The organism is Janibacter terrae (assembly GCF_039636765.1).
GTDB lineage: Bacteria > Actinomycetota > Actinomycetes > Actinomycetales > Dermatophilaceae > Janibacter > Janibacter terrae.
The window spans coordinates 2,149,841-2,167,865 of the sequence record NZ_CP144167.1 but is presented as its reverse complement, the minus strand read 5'-3'; the positions used below and the strand labels follow the sequence as shown (position 1 = coordinate 2,167,865).

Genomic DNA, 18,025 nt, shown 5'->3' with positions numbered 1-18,025 from the left:
CCCAAAACGCGGGCACGCGCGTTTCGGATGGCGAGTGCCTGTGGATCTACGTAACGTCGCCTGACGTGCAAAGCCGCGCCCGGACGCGGCAGACGATCAACCCCAAGGAGATCCATGAGCACGCACACCACTGCGGGCGGGCCCGCAGCAGGCGCTGACGGCCCGGCCTTCGAGGACCTGCCGCCACGCCGGACGATCAAGCAGGCCGTCGCCGCGTCGGCCATGGGCAACGCGACCGAGTGGTACGACTACGGCGCGTACGCGGTCGTCGCGACGTACATCGGCAGCAACTTCTTCCCCGGTGAGCACGCGACGCTGCTGACCCTCGCGACCCTGGCGGTGTCCTTCGTCGCCCGACCCTTCGGCGGCTTCTTCTGGGGCCCGCTCGGTGACCGGCTCGGGCGCAAGGGCGTCCTCGCGCTCACGATCATCCTGATGTCGGCGGCGACTTTCTGCATCGGCTTGCTGCCGACGTACGAGTCCATCGGCCTCTGGGCGCCCGCGCTCCTGGTCGTCCTGCGCCTCGTCCAGGGCTTCTCCACCGGCGGTGAGTACGGCGGCGCCGCGACCTTCATGGCGGAGTACGCCCCCGACAAGCGTCGCGGCCTCTACGGCAGCTTCCTCGAGTTCGGCACCCTGGGCGGCTTCGCCCTCGGTACGGCCGTCGTGCTCGTCCTGCAGGTCCTCCTCGGCGAGGCCGCCATGGAGGACTGGGGCTGGCGCATCCCGTTCTTCGTCGCCGGCCCGCTCGGCGCCATCGGCCTCTACCTGCGCTCCCAGCTCGACGAGACGCCGGTCTTCGCCGACCTCGAGGAGTCGGGCCAGAGCGAGCAGTCCGCCGCGCACGGACTGCGTGACCTCATGGTCGAGTACTGGAAGCCCATGCTCACGATGGCCGGGCTGGTCGTCCCGCTCAACGTCGTGAACTACACCCTGCTGACGTACATGCCGACCTACCTCGAGACGAAGATCGGCCTGGATGCCAACAAGTCGCTCATCGTCATCCTCGTCGGCGAGCTGTTCATGATGGCCCTGCTGCCCTTCTGCGGGCACTACTCCGACATCATCGGACGCCGCAGGATGTGGTGGTTCTCGATGATCGGGCTCTTCGTCTTCGCGGTCCCGATGTACTGGCTCATGGGCCGCAGCTTCGTCGGCGCGCTGATCGGCTTCGCCGTGCTCGGCCTGCTCTACATCCCGCAGCTGTCGACGATCTCGGCGACCTTCCCGGCGATGTTCCCGGCCCACGTACGGTTTGCCGGGTTCGCGGTGACGTACAACGTCTTCACGGCGGCCTTCGGTGGCACGGCGGCACCGGTCAACGAGGCGGTGGTCGGCCGGACCGGCTTCCTCGAGTTCCCGGCCGTCTACATGATGATCGCCTGCGTCATCGGCATGGTCGCCCTCCTCTTCCTCAAGGAGACCGCGGGGGCGTCGCTGCACGGAACCCACGTCCCGCAGTCCGAGCCCGAGGACTACGGCTCGGACGCGATCGCCGACGAGGCCGCGGCGATGGACGCGGCCGGCCGCTGATCCGCGGGCGCGGACGAAGGGGGGCGAGCGCGGACACCGTGCTCACCCCCCTTCGCCATGTCCCTACACTCGTCGGGTGACCGGTCCCACGACGCGCACCGCTGCGCACCCCCGCCTGCTGGCGGAGGCCGCACGCATGCGCGTGCACATGCGCACCGTGCGCCACCCGGGGACCAACGGCTGGATCAGCACCTGGGGCACCAATGCCCACGGGGAGATCGCCGGCTGCCCGCCCCCCACCGGCTGAGGCCCCGCCGACGGCGGCGCCTCCCGGGCAGCCCCTCCCCTCCCCAGACAAGGTCGTCACGCATGTCCCAGTCCTCCCAGACCCCCAGCCGGCTGGCTCCCCACGAGATCTGGCGCGGTGTCCACGCGACGGCGCAGAGCGATGCCGTCGGCGGTGCACTCCTGCTGGGCGCCACCGTCGTGGCGCTCGTGCTCGCCAACTCCGGTCTCGCGGACCTCTACACCTCCGTCCGCGACTTCACCCTCGGCCCGCACGCGCTCCACCTCGACCTCACCGTCGGCGAGTGGGCCGCCGACGGCCTCCTCGCGATCTTCTTCTTCGTCGTCGGCCTGGAGCTCAAGGAGGAGTTCGTCGCCGGCAAGCTGCGCAACCCGCGCCAGGCAGCGCTGCCCATCGCCGCCGCATTCGGCGGCGTCGCCGTCCCCGCGCTGATCTTCACGGCGATCGCGCTCGCCTCGGACTCCGAGGGCGCGCTGCGCGGCTGGGCCATCCCGACGGCCACCGACATCGCCTTCGCCGTCGCCGTGCTCGCCGTCGTCGGCCGCTTCCTGCCACCTGCACTGCGGGTCTTCCTGCTGACGCTGGCGATCGTCGACGACTTCATCGCCATCACGATCATCGCGATCGTCTACACCGAGGGCCTGCAGCTGCAGTGGCTGCTGCTCGCGCTCGTCCCGCTCGCGCTCTTCGCCGTCCTCGTCCAGCGGGGCGTCATCAGCTGGTGGCTGCTCGTCCCCCTCGGCGTGCTCACCTGGGCGCTCGTCCATGCCTCCGGGATCCACGCGACGGTGGCAGGGGTCCTCCTGGGGTTCACCGTGCCGGTCGTCGCCAGCGAGCGGGCGCGCGTCCTGGCGTCGACCGACGAGGACGGGACACCGGTCTACGACGGGATCGCCGCACACCTGGCGGACCAGTGGGGCGTCTTCACCACGCTCATCGCCGTGCCGGTCTTCGCCTTCTTCTCCGCCGGCGTGACGGTCGGGGGCCTCGACGGGTTCCGCGCCGCCCTGCAGGACCCGATCACCCTCGGGATCATCGCCGGCCTGTTCATCGGCAAGCCGATCGGCATCACGACGACGACCTACGTCCTCAGCCGGCTGCCGGCCTTCCAGCTCGACGAGTCGCTCCGCTGGCCGGACATCATCGGCATGGGCTTCGTCGCCGGTGTGGGGTTCACCGTCTCGCTCCTCGTGGGTGAGCTCTCCTACGGCGCCGCCAGCGTCGCCGACGAGCACGTCAAGATCGGCGTCCTCCTCGGCTCGCTCGTCTCCGCGCTCGTCGGGGGGGCGCTGCTGGCCATGCGCAGCCGACGGGCCCAGCGGGCGGGTGCGACCGCCGCCTGACCCGGTGTCAGAAGACGGGCTTGCCGCCCGTCACGCCGAGCACCGTGCCCGAGACGTAGCTCGCCTCGCGAGGTGAGGCGAGGAAGACGAACGCCCCCGCGCACTCCCCCGGCTGGCCGGCCCTGCCGAGGGGAGTGTCGGCGCCGAAGGCCTCGATCTTGTCCTCGTGCTGGGTGGCCGGCTGCAGGGGCGTCCAGACCGGGCCGGGTGCCACGGCGTTGACCCGCACCCCGCGCGGGCCGAGCTCGGCGGCGAGGTTCACCGTGAAGTTGTTGATGGCGGCCTTCGTCGACGCGTAGTCCAGCAGCGAGGTCGAGGGTTGGTAGGCCTGGATCGAGCTGACGTTGATGATGCTGGAGCCGCTGCCGAGGTGCGGCAGGGCCGCGCGGGTCAGCCAGAAGAGCGCGTGCAGGTTGGTGCGCAGGACCCGCTCGATGCGTTCGTCGCTCATGTCCTCCAGGCCCTCGTCACGGGCCATCTGCACGCCGGCGTTGTTGACGAGGACGTCGAGACCGCCAAGACCCTGGACGGCCGCGTCGAGGACGTCGGTGCACGTGGTGCGTTCGCTCAGGTCGCCCGGGCACAGCACGGCCGTGCGACCGGCGTCGCGGACCCAGCCGGCCGTCGTCTCCGCGTCCTGCTGCTCCTCGGGCAGGTACCCGATGGCCACGTCGGCGCCCTCGCGGGCGAAGGCGATGGCGACGGCCCGACCGATGCCGGAGTCACCGCCGGTGATCAGGGCACGCAGGCCCTCGAGGCGACCGGACCCCACCCACGTGTCCTCGCCGTGGTCGGGTACCGGGTCCATGCGCTCGGTCGAGCCCGGGAGGGACTGCTGCTGCGCCGGGAATCCGCCGTCGGGGCCGGTGGCCATCCGGGCGGCGCGGACGCTCAGATCGGACTCGCTCATGGCACGCTCCTGCTGTCGGGGGTGGTCGGAGCGGGACTACCCCCGAGGCAGGTGGTCAAACGACAGGTGCGCTCATCGCGTCGAGCAGCTGGGCCTCGGCTCGATCGAGGTAGGCGAGCAGTGCGTCCTCGGCGCCCACGTGGTCGCCGGCGGCCAGGAGCGACACCAGCTCGGCGTTGCCGGCCAGGTACGGCTCGTGGAAGGTCCGCGGGTCGGCCATCATCGCGAAGACCAGGCGCATCTCCGCGAGGACCTGACGCATCGCCTCGTCGACCCGTCGGCTGCCGGCCAGGGCGGCCAGCCCCAGGTGGAAGTGCATGTTGGCCGAGCCGAGGGCCAGCCAGTCCTCGGCACCCGCGGCGGCCCTCCCTTCGTCCACCGCGGACCGCAGTCCCCGCAGGTCCGGCGACTCGATCGCGCACTGTCGCACCCCAGCGGTCTCGAGGATGCGCCGGAAGCGGTAGAGGTCGCGGACGTCGTCCGCGCCGAGGGCGCGCACGAAGACCCCGCGGTTGAACTCGTGGACGACGAGACGCTCGTGCCCGAGGAGGTGGAAGGCCTCGCGCAGGGTGTTGCGGGAGACGCCGAGCGCTGCGCCGATGCGCTCCTCCGACAGGCGCGTCCCCGGCCGCAGGTCGCCCTCGATGATGCGGGTGCGCAGCGCGTCCGCGACCTTCTCGCTCGCGCTCGTCCGCCCCATCGTCGCTCGGTCGCCCTCGAGCGCCGCGATCCAGTCCCGCCCCACGGCGACCACCCTTCGTGTCCAGTGGACCGACCCTATCGAATGGTGATTGCGGGATTGTTGAACAATCACTACCCTGGTCGCCAGGCGCACAATGGGGTATCCCGGGCAGGCGCGCTCTCCTCGGAACGACTGGCGGGTCATCGGCGGGACCGGGCTCGGCGCCACCGCGATGGTGGGTGCCAGCGGCAGCGTCGACCTCTGGACGTAGACCTCTCCACCAACCCCGACGACAGGAGCAGTGATGCAGATCGACCTCAATGCCGACCTCGGCGAGAGCTTCGGCAGATGGACCCTCGGTGATGACGACGCGATGCTCGAGGTGGTGACGAGCGCCAACGTCGCCTGCGGCTTCCACGCAGGAGACCCTTCGGTGCTGCGGCACAGCTGCGAGCAGGCCGCAGCCCGGGGTGTCGCGGTCGGGGCCCAGGTCGGGTACCGGGACCTCCCGGGGTTCGGTCGCCGTTTCGTCGACGTCGCGCCGGCCGAGCTCACGGACGACGTGATCTACCAGATCGGGGCGCTCGAGGGATTCGCCCGCGTCGCCGGGACGCGCGTGAAGTACGTCAAGCCGCACGGCGCCCTGTACAACGCGATCGTCCACCACGAGGCACAGGCGGCCGCGGTCGTCGAGGCCGTGCTCGCCTACGACCGGACGCTGCCGGTCATGGGTCTGCCCGGGTCGGTCTGGTTGCGTCTCGCGCAGGAGGCCGGCCTGACGACCGTGGGTGAGGCCTTCGCCGATCGTGCATACACGCCCGAGGGCACCCTCGTGTCCCGCCGTGAGCCCGGAGCCGTCCTCCACGACCCTGCCGAGATCGCCAGGCGCTGCGTGCGCATCGCGACGAAGGGCGAGGTCGTCGCCGTGGACGGGACGGTCGTCGCCGCGCCGGCCGGCTCGCTGTGCGTGCACGGGGACAGCCCGGGGGCCGTGGAGATCGCCCGACAGGTCCGGGCGGGCCTGGAGGCGGCCGGTGTGGAGCTCACCCCCTTCGTCGGGAAGGCGACGTGAGGATCATGCCCTGCGCGGACGCCGGCGTCCTCGTCGAGATGGCCGGCATGAACGAGGTGCTGGCCCTCTACGCCCGTCTCGACGAGGACCCGCCGGACGGCGTCGTCGACATGGTCCCGGCGGCGACGACCCTGCTCATCACGATCGACCGCTCGCGCACGGACGTCGAGCGGCTCTCGCGCGAGATCTCGACGATCACGGTGGGGGCCCACGAGCTGGTCATGACCGGGGAGGTCGAGATCCCCGTCAGGTACGACGGGGAGGACCTCGCCGAGGTGGCGCGGCTCACCGGCCTGGACGAGCGCGGCGTCATCGAGGCCCACACCGGGACCCCGTGGACGGTGGCCTTCTGCGGCTTCGCGCCCGGTTTCGGCTACATGGTCGGCGGGGACCCGCGGCTGCAGGTACCCCGGCGCGACAACCCCCGCACCAGGGTCCCGCCGGGCTCCGTCGCGCTCGCCGGCGAGTTCTCCAGCGTCTACCCCCGCGAGTCGCCCGGCGGCTGGCAGCTCATCGGCCGCACCTCCCTCAAGGTGTGGGACATCCACCGGGAACCGCCGGCGCTGCTCGTGCCCGGCACCGTCGTGCGGTACGTCGAGGTCCGGTCGTGAGCCGGCCGCGCGCCCTCGAGGTCGTGACGACGGGACCACAGACGACCGTGCAGGACCTCGGTCGTGAGGGACTGGCCAGCCTCGGGGTCGGTCGCTCCGGGGCCGCCGACAGGCTGTCCCTGCGTCTGGCCAACCGGCTCCTCGGCAACCCCGAGGGGACGGCCGCACTCGAGGTGACCTTCGGGGGCTTGGAGCTGCGGGCGCGCGGAGGGATGTGGGTGACCGTCACCGGCGCCACGACTCCCATGACCGTCGACGGGCGGCCGGTGGGCCACGCGGGCGTGACCTGGGTCCCGGACGGGTCCTCCCTTCGTCTGGCACCGGCGACGGCGGGCCTACGCAGCTATCTCGGCGTGCGCGGCGGCATCGCGGTCGGGCCGGTGCTCCGCTCGCGGTCCACCGACACGATGGCCGTGCTCGGCCCAGCCGTGCCCGCCCCCGGCGACCTGCTGCCGGTCGGCCCGGCACCGACCACGCCGCTCCTGGTGGACCTGGCCCCGGTGCGGTACCCGAGCACCGGCCTGGTCCGGCTCAGGGTGGCTCCGGGACCCCGGACCGACTGGTTCGTCGCCGGCGCCCTCGACGTGCTCACCGGCGGCACCTACGAGGTGACGGCCGAGAGCAACCGGGTGGGCATGAGGCTCGCCGGGCCGGTCCTCGAGCGCGCGCGCACCGAGGAGCTCAAGAGCGAGGGGATGGTGCCCGGCGCACTGCAGGTCCCCCCGACGGGGCAACCGACGCTCTTCCTCGCCGACCACCCGGTCACCGGGGGCTACCCCGTCATCGGCGTCGTCCTCAGTGAGGACATCGGTCTGGCCGCCCAGGCGCAGCCCGGCCAGCACCTGCGCTTCGTCCTCACCGGAGGCGGCCCCCGTGGCTGATCCCGACAACCGACGTCACCGAGCCCGGTGAGGTCTCGTGCCCGACGTGCGCGACGTCCGGCGCGAGGAGCACGTGGGCTGCCTCATCGGGCGCAGCTCCATCTTCGATGTGACGCGGTTGACCGTCCGCAAGGGCGAGATCCCCGTCTCCTGGGCCCGCGGGGCCACCCGCACGCGGCCGCCATGAGGCATCGTCCCCCCTTCGCGGTCGGCCATGCGCCCGAGGATGATGGCGGTCACCGACGCGCGGGACAGCGACTACCTGGTGCCGTGACGCGACGTCAGGTCCCGAACCAGAACCCGCGTCCGCCGAACCAGTCCCCGTACCTCGACTCGTCGGCGCCGCCCGGACGACGCGAGCCGAGGTAGGAGCCGACGACGGCCGCCCCGAGGTCGTCGAGCTCCGGGGCGACCACCCGGCCACCGGCGCGTCGCGCGAGGGTCTCGACGAACCGTGCCAGTCCAGGGTCCTCACCGAGGCGGAAGAAGGTCGTCTGGGCGCCGAGGCGCGCGGCGTTGTCGAGCTCGCGGACGGTGACGGCGATCGTCAGCGGGTGCGGCGGGTAGTCGAAGAAGGTCTCACCGCCCGGCTCGAGGTGCGCGGTCGGCTCACCGTCGGTGACGACGAGCAGGACCGGCTGCGCCGACGGGTGCTTGCGGAAGTGACGGTTGGCGAGCAGCAGCGCGTGGTGGAGATTGGTCCCCTTGTCCCAGAAGGCATCGAGCTCCGTGAGCTCCTCGACGTCCATGACCGAGGCGTACCGGCCGAAGCCGATGAGCTGCAGGCGGTCCCCGCGGAACCGGGTGCGGATGAGCGTGTGCAGCGCCAGGGCCGTGCGCTTCATCGGGACCCAGCGCCCGTCCATCGCCATGGAGAAGGAGGTGTCGACGAGCAGCGCGACGGCTGCCTGCGTGCGGGCCTCGGTCTCGGAGACCTCGATGTCGTCGGTGGTGATCGCCCGGGTGCCGCCGTCGGCAGCCCGGCGCAGGACCCCGTTGAGCACCGTGCGGGGGATGTCCCACGGCTCGGTGTCGCCGAACTCCCACGGACGGGTCGCCCCCGACCGCTCCCCTGCCGCGCCGGCCTGACGCAGGTCACGCTGCCCCTGGCGCCCGGACATGCGCTGGGCGATGTCATGCAGGAGGGACCTGCCGAGCTGGCGCATCGCCTTGGGGGTGAGGCGCAGCTGCCCCTGCGAGTCCCGGCGCACGGAGCCGCTCGTCCGCAGGGCCTGCTCGAGGTCGCGGAGGGCACGCGCGTCGACGGCCGCCTGCTCGCCGAGCTGCCGGGCGAGCTCGTCGAGGTCGATGTCGTCGAGCCGGGCACCGCCGTAGGACTGGGAGAGCTGCTCTCCCAGCGCGTCGAGCCGGGCGATGTCTTGGAGGAGACCCGTGCCGTCGCCGAGCCCGAGGCCCTCGTCGCCGGACAGCTGCTCGGCGCCACCCCAGTCCTCACCGGGTCGCAGGGCCCGGAGGTTGCCGTCGAGCCGGCTCAACGACTCCATGAGTGCCGGCGACCCGAAGGCCTGTGCCGAGAGCTGCATGAGTTCCTCGCGCTGCTCAGGCGTCATCGAGTTGAGCAGGCGCTGGCCTGCGGCGGCCCGCTGCGCCATGGCGTCGATGAGTTCCTCGACGTCCTGCGGCCCCTCCGGGAAGAAGTCCCCGTGCCGGTCCATGAACTGCGCGAAGTCCTCCGGGGTGTCCTCGCCGCGGGCGTGCTTCTCGAGCAGCTCGTTGAGGTCGCGCAGCATCGCGTCGATCGCTGCCCGGTCCTCGTCGGTGGCGCCCTCGAGCGCCTGCTTCATCCCGGCGAACCGCTGGTCGAGGACCTCGCGGCCGACCAGGTCCTTGATCCGCTCGTAGTCGGCTCGTGCCTGCGAGGACTGCCACGGGTAGTCCTGCAGCTCGCCCACTGCTGCGGCCGTCGAGGAGGGGAGGTTGTCCAGGCGCATCTGGGCGAAGTCGCGCTCGAGGTCGTCGAGGTGCGCGTCGCGGGCCAGCTGCTTGCGCTCCTCGAGGACCGCGCGGTCGAGCAGCTCGCGGACCTCGCGCAGGGTGCCGTCGAGGCCGTGCTGCTGGAGGAGCTCGCGCCGGCGCTCGTTGACCCGTCGCGCCAAGTCGTCCAGCCCCGTCCGGCCACTCCCGCCACGGCGCAGGAACTCCTGCAGGGCGCGCTCGGGCGAGGAGCCGCCCATGACCCGGTCGCCGATGGCGTCGAGGGCCTCGGCGATGTCGACGGGCGGGGCGAGCGGGTCGCCGCCGTCGTAGCGGCGGAATCGACTGCTACTGGCCATACACGGTCTCGCCCCCCGCCGTGTCCTTGCCGATCTTGCGGGCGAGGTACAGCCCCTCGAGGGCCAGCTCGAGGGCCGCTGCACGCTCCCCCTCGGAGTCGGCGCCCAGTCGCTCGAAGACCTCGTCGTAGAGATCGGACTCCCCGAGCGCGGGCAGCCCGTCGAGGAAGTCGTGGGCGGTCACCTGCTCACCGGTGGCGATCTCGGCCCCCTCCTCGACGGCGCGCACGAGCGGCCCGAAGTCGATCCCCCGCACGAGGTGTCGAACGGTGTCCGCGACCGCGGTCCGGAGCAGGTGGGTGAGGATCTCGTGCTCCCGCCCCTCCTCGCCGCTCTCGAACTCGATCTTGCCGCCGAGGACCTCGACCGCGGTCTCCAGGTCGACGACCCGGGCGACGGCCTCCCCTTCGTCCTGCCGGGCCGCCCGGTGCAGGGCGGACGCGGCGACGGTCTCCGCCCCGGCGATCGTGAACCGCGCGCTCACCCCGCTGCGCTGGTCGACGGCCGAGGACTCGCGCAGGTTGCGGGTGAACCGGGCGAGGACCTCGAGGAGGTGGTCGGGCACGTGCGCGACGAGGTGGGCCTCCTGCCGGGTCACCGCGATCTCCGACTCGAGCTCGCGCGGGTAGTGCGTGCGGATCTCGGCCCCGAAGCGGTCCTTGAGCGGCGTGATGATCCGCCCGCGGTTGGTGTAGTCCTCGGGGTTGGCGCTGGCCAGGACGAGCACGTCGAGAGGCAGACGCAGGACGTACCCGCGGACCTGGATGTCGCGCTCCTCCATGACGTTGAGCATCGCGACCTGGATGCGCTCGGCGAGGTCCGGCAGCTCGTTGATCGTCACGATGCCGCGGTGGCTGCGCGGGATGAGCCCGAAGTGGATCGTCTCGGGGTCTCCGAGGGCACGGCCCTCGGCGACCTTCATCGGGTCGACGTCACCGATGAGGTCGGCGACGGAGGTGTCGGGGGTGGCCAGCTTTTCGACATAGCGCTCGTCGCGGTGGCGCCACACGACGGGAAGGGAGTCGCCCAGCTCCTCCGCGCGCCGCCGGGAGGCGTGGGTGATCGGCTCGAAGGGGTGCTCCGCGAGCTCGGAGCCCTCGATGACCGGCGTCCACTCGTCGAGCAGCCCGGCGATCGTGCGCAGCAACCGGGTCTTGCCCTGGCCGCGCTCGCCGAGGAGGACGATGTCGTGCCCGGCCAGCAGGGCCCGCTCGACCTGCGGGATGACGGTGTCCGCGTACCCGTGCAGCCCGGGCCACGGGTCCTCGCCGGCGCGCAGGCGCGCGAGGAGGTTGTCGCGCAGCTCCACCCGCAGGGGCTTGGCGACGTGGCCGGCGGCACGCAGCCCACCGACGGTCGAGATGGTCGGGTCGGCAGTCGAGGTGCTCACCGCACCGAGGCTAGACCCCTCTGCTGACAGCGGATCTGCCCGCGGCAGAAAGGCGGGCCTCCTCCCCCTTCGCCGGCGCAGGGTGGAGGCATGGCTGACACACCGATCCCACGACTCTTCGACGACCGGACGCGGCGCGAGCTGTACGACCAGCGGGTGCTCGTCCTCGACGGCGTCCTCGACGACGACAACGGCACCCTCCTCGTCACCCAGCTCATGTCGCTGGCCGCCGCCGACGCCCTCGCGGACATCGCCCTGTGGATCCACTCCCCCGGAGGCTCCGTGCCCGCGATGCTCGCGATCCGCGACGTCCTGCGCCTCGTGCCCAACGACGTGAGCACGCTCGCGCTCGGGATCGCGTGCAGCGCAGGGCAGTTCCTGCTCTCCTCCGGGACGAGAGGGCGGCGCAACGCCCTGCCCCACTCGCGCGTCCTCATGCACCAGGGCTCGGCCGGGATCGGCGGGACGGCAGTCGACGTGGAGCTGCAGGCGGACGACCTGCGGCACACCCGCGACACCGTCCTGGGACTGATCGCGCAGGACACCGGGCAGCCGCTGGAGCGGGTCTTCGAGGACTCGCTCCGGGACCGGTGGTACAGCGCGCGGGAGGCGCTCGACTACGGCTTCGTCGACGCGGTCGTCGCGAGCTTCGACGAGGTCTCGCCGCAGGCGCGGGCCCGGACGGGGTTCGGCGGCGCCCTCGTGGGGAGCGCGCGATGAGCAGCTACCCGATCCCCAACGTCATCGCCCAGCACCCCCGGGGCGAGCGGATCATGGACGTCTACTCGCACCTGCTCACCGAGCGCATCATCTACCTCGGGACCGGCATCGACGCGGGCGTCGCCAACACGCTCATCGCCCAGCTGATCCACCTCGAGTCGGTGGAGCCCGAGCGTGACGTGCAGCTCTACATCAACTGCGAAGGGGGCGACCCCAGCGCCATGCTCGCCGTCCTGGACACGATGCGCTACATCCGACCGGACGTCGCCACGACCTGCGTCGGGCAGGCGGTGTCCGTCGGCGCGGTGCTCCTGGCAGCGGGCGCCCCGGGCAAGCGGGCGGCGCTCTCCCACGCGCGGGTGGTGCTCCACCAGCCGTCGGCGCAGGGACGGGGGCCGATCCCGGACCTCATCCTGCAGGCCGACGAGCTCGTGCGGGTGCGCGCGGACATCGAGGAGGTCCTCGCGTTCGCGACAGGTCGACCGGTCGCCGAGCTGCGCGCGGACACCGATCGTGACCGGGTCTTCACCGCCGTCGCTGCGCGTGACCACGGGCTCGTCGACGAGGTGATGGACGTCCGCTGAGTCAGGCGGCGAGGGTGAGGACGGACACCGTGGCGCTTGGGCGCTGCGGGGCCCGCACCGCCCCGGCGACGGCCAGGGTGAGGTCGACGAGCGTGACGTCGAGGGCACCACCCACTGCGGCGATCATCTCGCTGGAGGGCTCCTTGCGTCCGCGCTCGATCTCGGACAGGTACTGCAGGGAGATGCCGGCCCGGACCGCGGTCTCCCCCAGGGTGAGGTTGCGCTCGTGGCGCAGCCGTCGCAGCTCCTCCCCGAGGACCACGCGCCACAGGGGCTCGCGCGGACGTCGCCGGTCCAGCAGGGCGCGCTCGAAGGGGGTCGGCTCACGGTCTCGGGTCAGCGCTCGGTCGGCCATGTCCCAGCGTAGATCCGGCCGGGTCCCCCGGGCGGGGGTTCCGCCCAGGGCAGAACCACGGTGCATGGAACGGGACGACCGGGGTAGGCCGGTGACGACCGCTCGACGAAGGAAAGGACCCACCGATGACCCAGTACTCGGCCGAGGAGAGGGACGCCGCCCGCGAGGCCGCGCAGAAGGCTGTCGACACCGCGACGTCGTGGGACTACAGCGCGGGCGAGACGAAGATCGCCGACAAGCTGCGCGAGGGGCTCGATGCCGCGGGTGTGACCGTGGACGACGAGGAGTTCGCCCGCCTGGTCACCGAGATCGACGCCGTCGCGGCGGACGAGTCGGTCGGGACGCCGACGGTGAACCGGGCCTCCCCCGCCTGAGGTACCAACGCCCGCGCCGACGTGGCGCCCACTCAGCGAGGCCGGCGCCCAGCACCGAGCAGCACGAGGCGGACCGTGTGCGAGCCGTCGTCATCCGACAGCACCTCCATGCGCCCGCCCGTGGACTCGGCGCAGCTCCGCGCGATGTCGAGACCGAGACCGCTCGACCCGCGGTCGCTCCGGCCCCGGCGCGTCGCCCCGAGGGGGATGCCGGGACCGCGGTCCGTGACGTCGACCCGGCATCCGTCGGATGTCCCCGCGACGGCGACGTGCAGCGGCGAGTCCTCCGGGGTGTGGGCGATGACGTTCTCGATCAGCGCGTCGAGTGCTTCGGACAGCTCCTCGGACGTGCACGCGACGTCGACGTGCGCACCGTCGTCCACGGTTCTCCGGCGCCGACGCTCCGCCCCACCCTGGTGGCATGCCCAACTGCGGCCCACACGTGATGCACGAGGCCTACTCGCACGAGGTCAGCAGCGCCGGGTACTGGCCGGGTGGCGGGGGCGAAGGAGTCTCCTACCCCTACGACTACCCGAGCCAGCCGGCTACCGCACCATGCTCACAGGTTCGGCCGCAGCGCGTTTCGACGACACGCTCGGCGAGTTCGTGCTGCCCTGCACAGCCGTCCGCACCGCCACCAACCTGGACGCCGTGCTGCTGGACTTCCTGCAACACAGCTACGAGGCCGCAGCGATCGCCGGCGACTGGGACCGCTGCGCACTGGAGCGCACAGGAGGACTCCCACGATCCCGACCTTCACGACCCAACGGCCGAGGTGGGAGTGCTGCACATCGGGCCGTGGCCGGACGGCGGGCCTCCTCGTCACCCGGCCCATGGCGCTGGCGGCCGCCGATTTGCGGCCCACCCGTGACCCTGTCCTCAGTCTGGTCGCGCAGGACACCCGTGCGCCCAGTCGGCCGGCCCGGGTCGGAGTGCCCGGGCTGGACGCGGATGGACGGTTCAGAGGGTGATGATGGCGACCTTGCCCCGGACCTTGCCGGCCGCGAGGTGGCGCATCGCCTCAGGAACCTGGTCGAGGGGGTAGGTGCGGTCGACGGTCGGAGTCACGGTGCCGGCCTCGATGAACTGAGCGAGCCGCTCGAGGTCACTGGCATGCTCCTTGGCGATGAGCATGGTGAATCGTTGCCCCACGAACGGGGACAGCAGGAGTGCCCGTAGCTGCCGGTTCATTCCGCCGGTGAGGTTGCCGCCATCCTCGCCGCCGACCAGGACGACCGTTCCTGCCGGTGCGAGGGCGCGTCGCAGTCGACTCAGGCTCGGGTTTCCGGCAATGTCGAGAATGAGGTCGTAGCGCTGGGTGCCGTCTGCCCAGTCCTGCTGTGTGTGGTCGATCGCATGGTCGGCCCCGAGCGAGCGGACCAGGTCGAGCTTCGCGGTGCTGGCGACGCCGGTGACCTCTGCACCGAGCGCCTTGGCGATCTGGACTGCGTAGCTGCCGACTCCGCCAGATGCTCCGAGGACCAGCACCCTCTGCCCAGCCTCGAGACGGCCTTGGTCGGTCAACGCCCTGAGGGCCGTTCCCGCGGAGATCGGCACCACAGCCGCCTGCGCAAAGGAGAGCATGGTCGGCTTGCGGGCCAGCTTGTCCTCTCGGGCCACCGCATGCTCGGCGAACGAGCCCCGTCCCACGCCGTACACCTCGTCACCGACGGCGAACTTGGTGACCGTCGCTCCGACCGCTTCGACCGTGCCTGCGAGGTCGCGTCCGGGCACTCGGTCCTTCGGTCCGCGGAACCCCATGCCGACGACCCTCATCACATAGGGCTTTCCTGTCATGAGGTGCCAGGTGCCACGGTCGAGGCCCGCGGCGTGCACCTGGACCATCACGTCGTCGGGTGCTGCCTCTGGCAGCGCGATGCGCTCGTGGCGCAAGGCACCGGCATCGCCGTACCTCTCTTGCACGATGGCACGCATGGTGGCCGGCTCGGCGGTGGCGCCCCGGTGACTCATGGTGTGCCCGCCTCTCCACCCGGGGGTGGCTCGATCAACCGGACGGCCCCGGGGTCGTCTCCGCCTTGGTCCAGGCGGAAGGGCGGGTACTGGTCGGTCATCAGGCCTGCGTAGCCGGCAACGCGCAACATCCATCGATTCATGCCGAGCACGAGGTCGTAGATGGACTGCGGATAGCGGCCGGTGACGAGCAGCCCCACCGCGGCGAGCAGGACGAGCAGACCGATGAGTCCGCTTCCCCAGCTCCAGGTGCTCTGCTCACTGGTCGTGGCTTCGTTGGCCAGGTAGACCCCGCCTCCGCCGAAGAAGGCGACGACGAGGTAGTGCGGGATCGCCAGCAGCCACCACTTCACCAGGACCAGCCCCCGGGAGAGGTGCTGTGGGTAGTCGACCTCGAGGTGCGCAGGGTAGTCCGGGACGTCGGCCAGCGTGAAGGGTGGGTACCGGTCGGTGCCCAGGGCGCCGTAGGCGTAGTGGCTCACTCGCCAGGTCCAGCGCATCACGCCGACGTTGAAGTCGAAGATCGGGCGCGGGTAGCGGCCCGTGGCGAGGATGACGAAGAAGGCGGCCACGCTGCAGGCGACGAAGGCCAGCCACAGGAAGACCAGTACGGCGTAGTGCGGGATGACGAGCACCCACTTGACCAGCCAGAGCCAACGGCTGAGCCCGGGATCGAGGTGTGCGTCGACGCGCACGGGGTAGGTTGCGACGCTCATGAGGTGTGCCTCCAGACCAAGACGGCGAAACGCGAACGGCGCGCAAGGCCCCTCCCCTTCGACAGTCCTCCACATGCCCGGAAAGGTCAATGGCCGTTCCGACGGGTCGCGGGGCTGGTCGATGTCAGCGGCCGAGGCGCGCCAGGTGAAGTGGTCTCGATCGTCAGGTGGTGGAGCGGCTCCGCCTCGTGGAGGTCTCTCACCGTTGGGAGAGCTCGAAGGCGGCAACCATCGCCGCGACATGGGCGGCAGCGTCAGTGACTGCCTGGGCGACGCGTGCTGCGGCCAGGGCGGTGTCGCTCGAGGCTGCGTCCGCAGTGGCCATCACCGTCGCAGCCATGAGGAGAGCCTCGGAGGTGGTCCGGTCCCGGTCGCCTACGGCGAGGGCGAGTCTCTTCGCCTGCGCTGCCGTCTCTGCGAGGCACCGGGCCTGGACTGTGGCCCGGGACCGCATCGACGCCGCGGCCCTGGCCGCTTCTGCAGCAACCAGCCGCGCCGCGTCAGCGGCGGCGCAGGCGTCGGCTCGACGCGCCCTCGTCCCTACGGGGGCCATCGTCTGGGCGGCCGCGAAGACGGAGGTCGCGGTCTCCAGCACAGCCTCTGCGGCCGCCTCCGCGTGCGCTTCCAGGGCGAGCGCGATCGCCCCGGCCACCACGGCGTCAGCCGCAGCGCGACAGAGCTCGCGACTCGGGGCAGCGCCGGCGAGCCCTGCGGCGTCCAGCCCGGGGGAAGGTCTGGCGGTGTCGCCATGGTTCTGCGCTCGCTCGTGTTCCCTGGACAAGAGTGCTTGGACGTCGGAGCGGCGGAAGCGGCGGTGACCCCCCACAGTGCGCGTCGCAGGAATCTTGCCAGCCGACGCCCAGCGGCTCACGGTCTTGGGGTCGACGAAGACGAGAGCCGCCACTTCCGCAGGCGTCAGAAGCCGATCGAGTGCGTGGGCTGTGGTCATCGGACCCTCCCCTGGTGAGGCGGCAACCCGGTCGTCACTCCGTTCACGGAGACGATGGGCGGCCAGCCGTCCTACCACCGACAGTAGACCCGTGCCGTCCCTTTCCTGCTTCGCCGACGTCGAAGTGCACGGAGGTCGTCCCTTTTGTCCTTCTTTTCGCGGCGACGGAGACCCATGTGGCGTGCCTGACCAAGGCCGTCCCTTTCACCGACCAAGACGTCCCGTTGGCGCATGAACCACCCACGGGATCGTGGGTACCGTTCGGAGAACAGGCACGTTGTCTCGCCGCCCAAGCTGCAAGCTCCAGTGTGCTCCCGTCAAGGAGTTCCTCATGGAGCGCTTCGCCCGCCTCGTCATGCACCACCGCCGCGTCATCAGCGCGATGTGGTTTGCGCTGCTCGTCGGGGGCATCCTCTCGACCGGACCGTTGAACGATCGCTGGTCGGTCGACTTCTCGCTGCCCGGACAGCCCGGTGACATCGCCGAGCAACAGCTCATCGACACCTATGGCGTCAGCACCTACGACTCCTACATCGCCGTCGTGACCGTGCCGCGCGGCCAGACCATCGAGGGCAACGCCGACGCTGTGGCTCGCGTCATCACCACCGCCGTCGCAGCAGTCCCCGACATCGAGGTCCGCGTCGTGGACTTCGCGAGCACCAACGACCCGGGCTTCCTCACCGACGACGGACGTACCACGTACGCCCTGATCCAGGCACCCGTACCGGTGACCTTCGGTCCCCAGATCGAGACCCAGCTCGACCCCGCGCTGGCCGAGGCAGCCCGGACGGCCGGCTTCGAGAGCGGCCTGACGTCCTACACCCTCCTGTCCGCAGGGGGTGAGCAGGAGAGCTCCAGCGTGCTGCTCGAGACCTTGCTCGCGGGTGCCGCGGCGCTGCTGGTGCTGCTCTTCGTGTACGCCTCGTTCCTGGCTGTACTGCCGCTCGTCATCGCCGCGGTCTCGATCCTGACGACGTTCATGCTCGTGCTCGTGATGACGACGTTCACCGAGGTCAGCATGGTCGTCCTCTTCCTCATCGCACTCATCGGGCTCGGGGTCGCGATCGACTACTCGTTGATCCTGGTATCCCGATGGAGGGAGGAGCGTGCACACGGTCGCACCAACGAGGAAGCGGTCGTGGTCGCGATGAGGACCGCAGGGCGAGCGGTGATGGCCTCGGGCGTCACTGTGGCGATCAGCCTCCTGGCCCTGCTCCTGCTGCCGGTGCCGGCGCTGCGCAGCATGGGCCTCGCTGGCATGTTGATCCCCTTGGTGAGCGCGGCGGTCGTGCTGACCCTGCTCCCCGCTCTGCTCTCCAGCGTCGGCCCTCGTATCGACTACCCCCGCATCCGCAAGGAAGGCACCGCCTAGCGCGGCTGGTCGGCGTGGGCA

General features: G+C 71.3%; 20 protein-coding genes and 1 pseudogene. 12 read left to right on the top strand and 9 right to left on the bottom strand.

The window, feature by feature from the left end; translation table 11 throughout:
- Positions 1–114 precede the first annotated feature (114 nt).
- From V3C34_RS10560 to nhaA, 3 genes are all read left to right on the top strand, one after another.
- Positions 115–1,533: an MFS transporter gene (locus tag V3C34_RS10560; RefSeq protein ID WP_346007073.1), complete on the top strand. Its 1,419-nt coding sequence runs from the start codon at positions 115–117 to the stop codon at positions 1,531–1,533.
- Positions 1,534–1,609: 76 nt separating this feature from the next.
- Complete coding sequence (locus V3C34_RS10555; RefSeq protein ID WP_170307468.1) at positions 1,610–1,780, top strand: hypothetical protein; 171 nt, start codon at positions 1,610–1,612, stop codon at positions 1,778–1,780.
- A 62-nt stretch (positions 1,781–1,842) separates the two neighbouring features.
- A complete protein-coding gene (nhaA, locus tag V3C34_RS10550; RefSeq protein WP_346007070.1) occupies positions 1,843–3,123 on the top strand; it encodes a Na+/H+ antiporter NhaA in 1,281 nt (426 codons plus the stop codon).
- A gap of 7 nt (positions 3,124–3,130) precedes the next feature.
- On the opposite strand, the gene V3C34_RS10545 is transcribed toward nhaA, so the two are convergent.
- Complete coding sequence (locus V3C34_RS10545; protein WP_346007069.1) at positions 3,131–4,033, bottom strand: SDR family oxidoreductase; 903 nt, start codon at positions 4,031–4,033, stop codon at positions 3,131–3,133.
- 55 nt (positions 4,034–4,088) lie between these two features.
- Positions 4,089–4,778 carry a GntR family transcriptional regulator gene (locus V3C34_RS10540; RefSeq protein WP_346007067.1) on the bottom strand — a complete coding sequence of 230 codons (690 nt, stop codon included), beginning with the start codon at positions 4,776–4,778 and terminating at the stop codon, positions 4,089–4,091.
- 241 nt (positions 4,779–5,019) lie between these two features.
- On the opposite strand from V3C34_RS10540, the gene V3C34_RS10535 reads away from it, so the two are divergent.
- The 4 genes from V3C34_RS10535 to V3C34_RS10520 are packed head-to-tail and all read left to right on the top strand — an operon-like array spanning position 5,020 to position 7,466.
- Complete coding sequence (locus V3C34_RS10535) at positions 5,020–5,787, top strand: 5-oxoprolinase subunit PxpA (protein WP_346007066.1); 768 nt, start codon at positions 5,020–5,022, stop codon at positions 5,785–5,787.
- 5 nt (positions 5,788–5,792) lie between these two features.
- A complete protein-coding gene (locus V3C34_RS10530; protein ID WP_346008559.1) occupies positions 5,793–6,398 on the top strand; it encodes an allophanate hydrolase subunit 1 in 606 nt (201 codons plus the stop codon).
- Positions 6,395–7,279 (top strand): biotin-dependent carboxyltransferase family protein, encoded by an 885-nt coding sequence (locus tag V3C34_RS10525; protein ID WP_346007064.1) that lies wholly within the window; start codon positions 6,395–6,397, stop codon positions 7,277–7,279. The genes V3C34_RS10530 and V3C34_RS10525 overlap by 4 nt, the downstream gene beginning before the upstream one ends.
- Positions 7,280–7,316: 37 nt before the next feature.
- Positions 7,317–7,466, top strand: coding sequence for a hypothetical protein (locus V3C34_RS10520; RefSeq protein WP_346007063.1), 150 nt, complete (start codon positions 7,317–7,319; stop codon positions 7,464–7,466).
- Between the two features lie 94 nt (positions 7,467–7,560).
- Here V3C34_RS10520 and V3C34_RS10515 read toward each other — a convergent pair whose 3' ends face one another.
- Together V3C34_RS10515 and V3C34_RS10510 are read right to left on the bottom strand one after the other, a co-directional pair.
- Positions 7,561–9,573 (bottom strand): VWA domain-containing protein, encoded by a 2,013-nt coding sequence (locus tag V3C34_RS10515; protein ID WP_346007061.1) that lies wholly within the window; start codon positions 9,571–9,573, stop codon positions 7,561–7,563.
- Positions 9,563–10,963 (bottom strand): magnesium chelatase, encoded by a 1,401-nt coding sequence (locus V3C34_RS10510; protein WP_346007059.1) that lies wholly within the window; start codon positions 10,961–10,963, stop codon positions 9,563–9,565. Before V3C34_RS10510 ends, V3C34_RS10515 begins: the two co-directional genes overlap by 11 nt.
- A gap of 90 nt (positions 10,964–11,053) precedes the next feature.
- Here V3C34_RS10510 and V3C34_RS10505 point away from each other — a divergent pair, with 90 nt between their 5' ends.
- Positions 11,054–11,683 carry an ATP-dependent Clp protease proteolytic subunit gene (locus tag V3C34_RS10505; protein WP_346007058.1) on the top strand — a complete coding sequence of 210 codons (630 nt, stop codon included), beginning with the start codon at positions 11,054–11,056 and terminating at the stop codon, positions 11,681–11,683.
- On the top strand, positions 11,680–12,267 hold the full coding sequence (locus V3C34_RS10500; protein ID WP_346007056.1) for a ClpP family protease: 588 nt from the start codon (positions 11,680–11,682) through the stop codon (positions 12,265–12,267). The genes V3C34_RS10505 and V3C34_RS10500 overlap by 4 nt, the downstream gene beginning before the upstream one ends.
- Position 12,268: 1 nt before the next feature.
- Here the strand turns inward: V3C34_RS10500 and V3C34_RS10495 are convergent, their stop codons facing one another.
- Positions 12,269–12,622, bottom strand: a complete 354-nt coding sequence (locus tag V3C34_RS10495) for a helix-turn-helix transcriptional regulator (RefSeq protein ID WP_346007055.1) — start codon at positions 12,620–12,622, stop codon at positions 12,269–12,271.
- A gap of 125 nt (positions 12,623–12,747) precedes the next feature.
- Here V3C34_RS10495 and V3C34_RS10490 point away from each other — a divergent pair, with 125 nt between their 5' ends.
- A complete protein-coding gene (locus V3C34_RS10490) occupies positions 12,748–12,996 on the top strand; it encodes a hypothetical protein (RefSeq protein ID WP_346007054.1) in 249 nt (82 codons plus the stop codon).
- A gap of 32 nt (positions 12,997–13,028) precedes the next feature.
- Here V3C34_RS10490 and V3C34_RS10485 read toward each other — a convergent pair whose 3' ends face one another.
- Positions 13,029–13,379 carry a HAMP domain-containing sensor histidine kinase gene (locus V3C34_RS10485; protein ID WP_346007052.1) on the bottom strand — a complete coding sequence of 117 codons (351 nt, stop codon included), beginning with the start codon at positions 13,377–13,379 and terminating at the stop codon, positions 13,029–13,031.
- Positions 13,380–13,417: 38 nt separating this feature from the next.
- On the opposite strand from V3C34_RS10485, the pseudogene V3C34_RS17745 reads away from it, so the two are divergent.
- Positions 13,418–13,662 (top strand): annotated as a pseudogene (locus tag V3C34_RS17745) (DUF5996 family protein); the annotation flags it as partial.
- A 294-nt stretch (positions 13,663–13,956) separates the two neighbouring features.
- Here the strand turns inward: V3C34_RS17745 and V3C34_RS10480 are convergent.
- The 3 genes from V3C34_RS10480 to V3C34_RS10470 all read right to left on the bottom strand — a co-directional run bounded on the left by V3C34_RS10480 (position 13,957) and on the right by V3C34_RS10470 (position 16,632).
- Positions 13,957–14,931: an NAD(P)-dependent alcohol dehydrogenase gene (locus V3C34_RS10480; protein ID WP_346007050.1), complete on the bottom strand. Its 975-nt coding sequence runs from the start codon at positions 14,929–14,931 to the stop codon at positions 13,957–13,959.
- Positions 14,932–14,963: 32 nt separating this feature from the next.
- Positions 14,964–15,683 carry a DUF4389 domain-containing protein gene (locus tag V3C34_RS10475; RefSeq protein ID WP_346007048.1) on the bottom strand — a complete coding sequence of 240 codons (720 nt, stop codon included), beginning with the start codon at positions 15,681–15,683 and terminating at the stop codon, positions 14,964–14,966.
- Between the two features lie 199 nt (positions 15,684–15,882).
- A complete protein-coding gene (locus V3C34_RS10470) occupies positions 15,883–16,632 on the bottom strand; it encodes a BldC family transcriptional regulator (RefSeq protein ID WP_346007046.1) in 750 nt (249 codons plus the stop codon).
- 331 nt (positions 16,633–16,963) lie between these two features.
- On the opposite strand from V3C34_RS10470, the gene V3C34_RS10465 reads away from it, so the two are divergent.
- Complete coding sequence (locus tag V3C34_RS10465) at positions 16,964–18,004, top strand: MMPL family transporter (RefSeq protein ID WP_346007045.1); 1,041 nt, start codon at positions 16,964–16,966, stop codon at positions 18,002–18,004.
- Positions 18,005–18,025: the final 21 nt, after the last annotated feature.

Excerpts from the sequence above, each read along its gene's own strand:
- V3C34_RS10560 (WP_346007073.1), top strand. The coding sequence starts at position 115 with ATGAGCACGCACACCACTGCGGGCGGGCCCGCAGCAGGCGCTGACGGC.
- nhaA (WP_346007070.1), top strand. The coding sequence starts at position 1,843 with ATGTCCCAGTCCTCCCAGACCCCCAGCCGGCTGGCTCCCCACGAGATC.
- V3C34_RS10545 (WP_346007069.1), bottom strand. The coding sequence starts at position 4,033 with ATGAGCGAGTCCGATCTGAGCGTCCGCGCCGCCCGGATGGCCACCGGC.
- V3C34_RS10535 (WP_346007066.1), top strand. The coding sequence starts at position 5,020 with ATGCAGATCGACCTCAATGCCGACCTCGGCGAGAGCTTCGGCAGATGG.
- V3C34_RS10530 (WP_346008559.1), top strand. The coding sequence starts at position 5,793 with ATGCCCTGCGCGGACGCCGGCGTCCTCGTCGAGATGGCCGGCATGAAC.
- V3C34_RS10515 (WP_346007061.1), bottom strand. The coding sequence starts at position 9,573 with ATGGCCAGTAGCAGTCGATTCCGCCGCTACGACGGCGGCGACCCGCTC.
- V3C34_RS10505 (WP_346007058.1), top strand. The coding sequence starts at position 11,054 with ATGGCTGACACACCGATCCCACGACTCTTCGACGACCGGACGCGGCGC.
- V3C34_RS10500 (WP_346007056.1), top strand. The coding sequence starts at position 11,680 with ATGAGCAGCTACCCGATCCCCAACGTCATCGCCCAGCACCCCCGGGGC.
- V3C34_RS10495 (WP_346007055.1), bottom strand. The coding sequence starts at position 12,622 with ATGGCCGACCGAGCGCTGACCCGAGACCGTGAGCCGACCCCCTTCGAG.
- V3C34_RS10490 (WP_346007054.1), top strand. The coding sequence starts at position 12,748 with ATGACCCAGTACTCGGCCGAGGAGAGGGACGCCGCCCGCGAGGCCGCG.
- V3C34_RS10480 (WP_346007050.1), bottom strand. The coding sequence starts at position 14,931 with ATGCGTGCCATCGTGCAAGAGAGGTACGGCGATGCCGGTGCCTTGCGC.
- V3C34_RS10475 (WP_346007048.1), bottom strand. The coding sequence starts at position 15,683 with ATGAGCGTCGCAACCTACCCCGTGCGCGTCGACGCACACCTCGATCCC.
- V3C34_RS10470 (WP_346007046.1), bottom strand. The coding sequence starts at position 16,632 with ATGACCACAGCCCACGCACTCGATCGGCTTCTGACGCCTGCGGAAGTG.
- V3C34_RS10465 (WP_346007045.1), top strand. The coding sequence starts at position 16,964 with ATGGAGCGCTTCGCCCGCCTCGTCATGCACCACCGCCGCGTCATCAGC.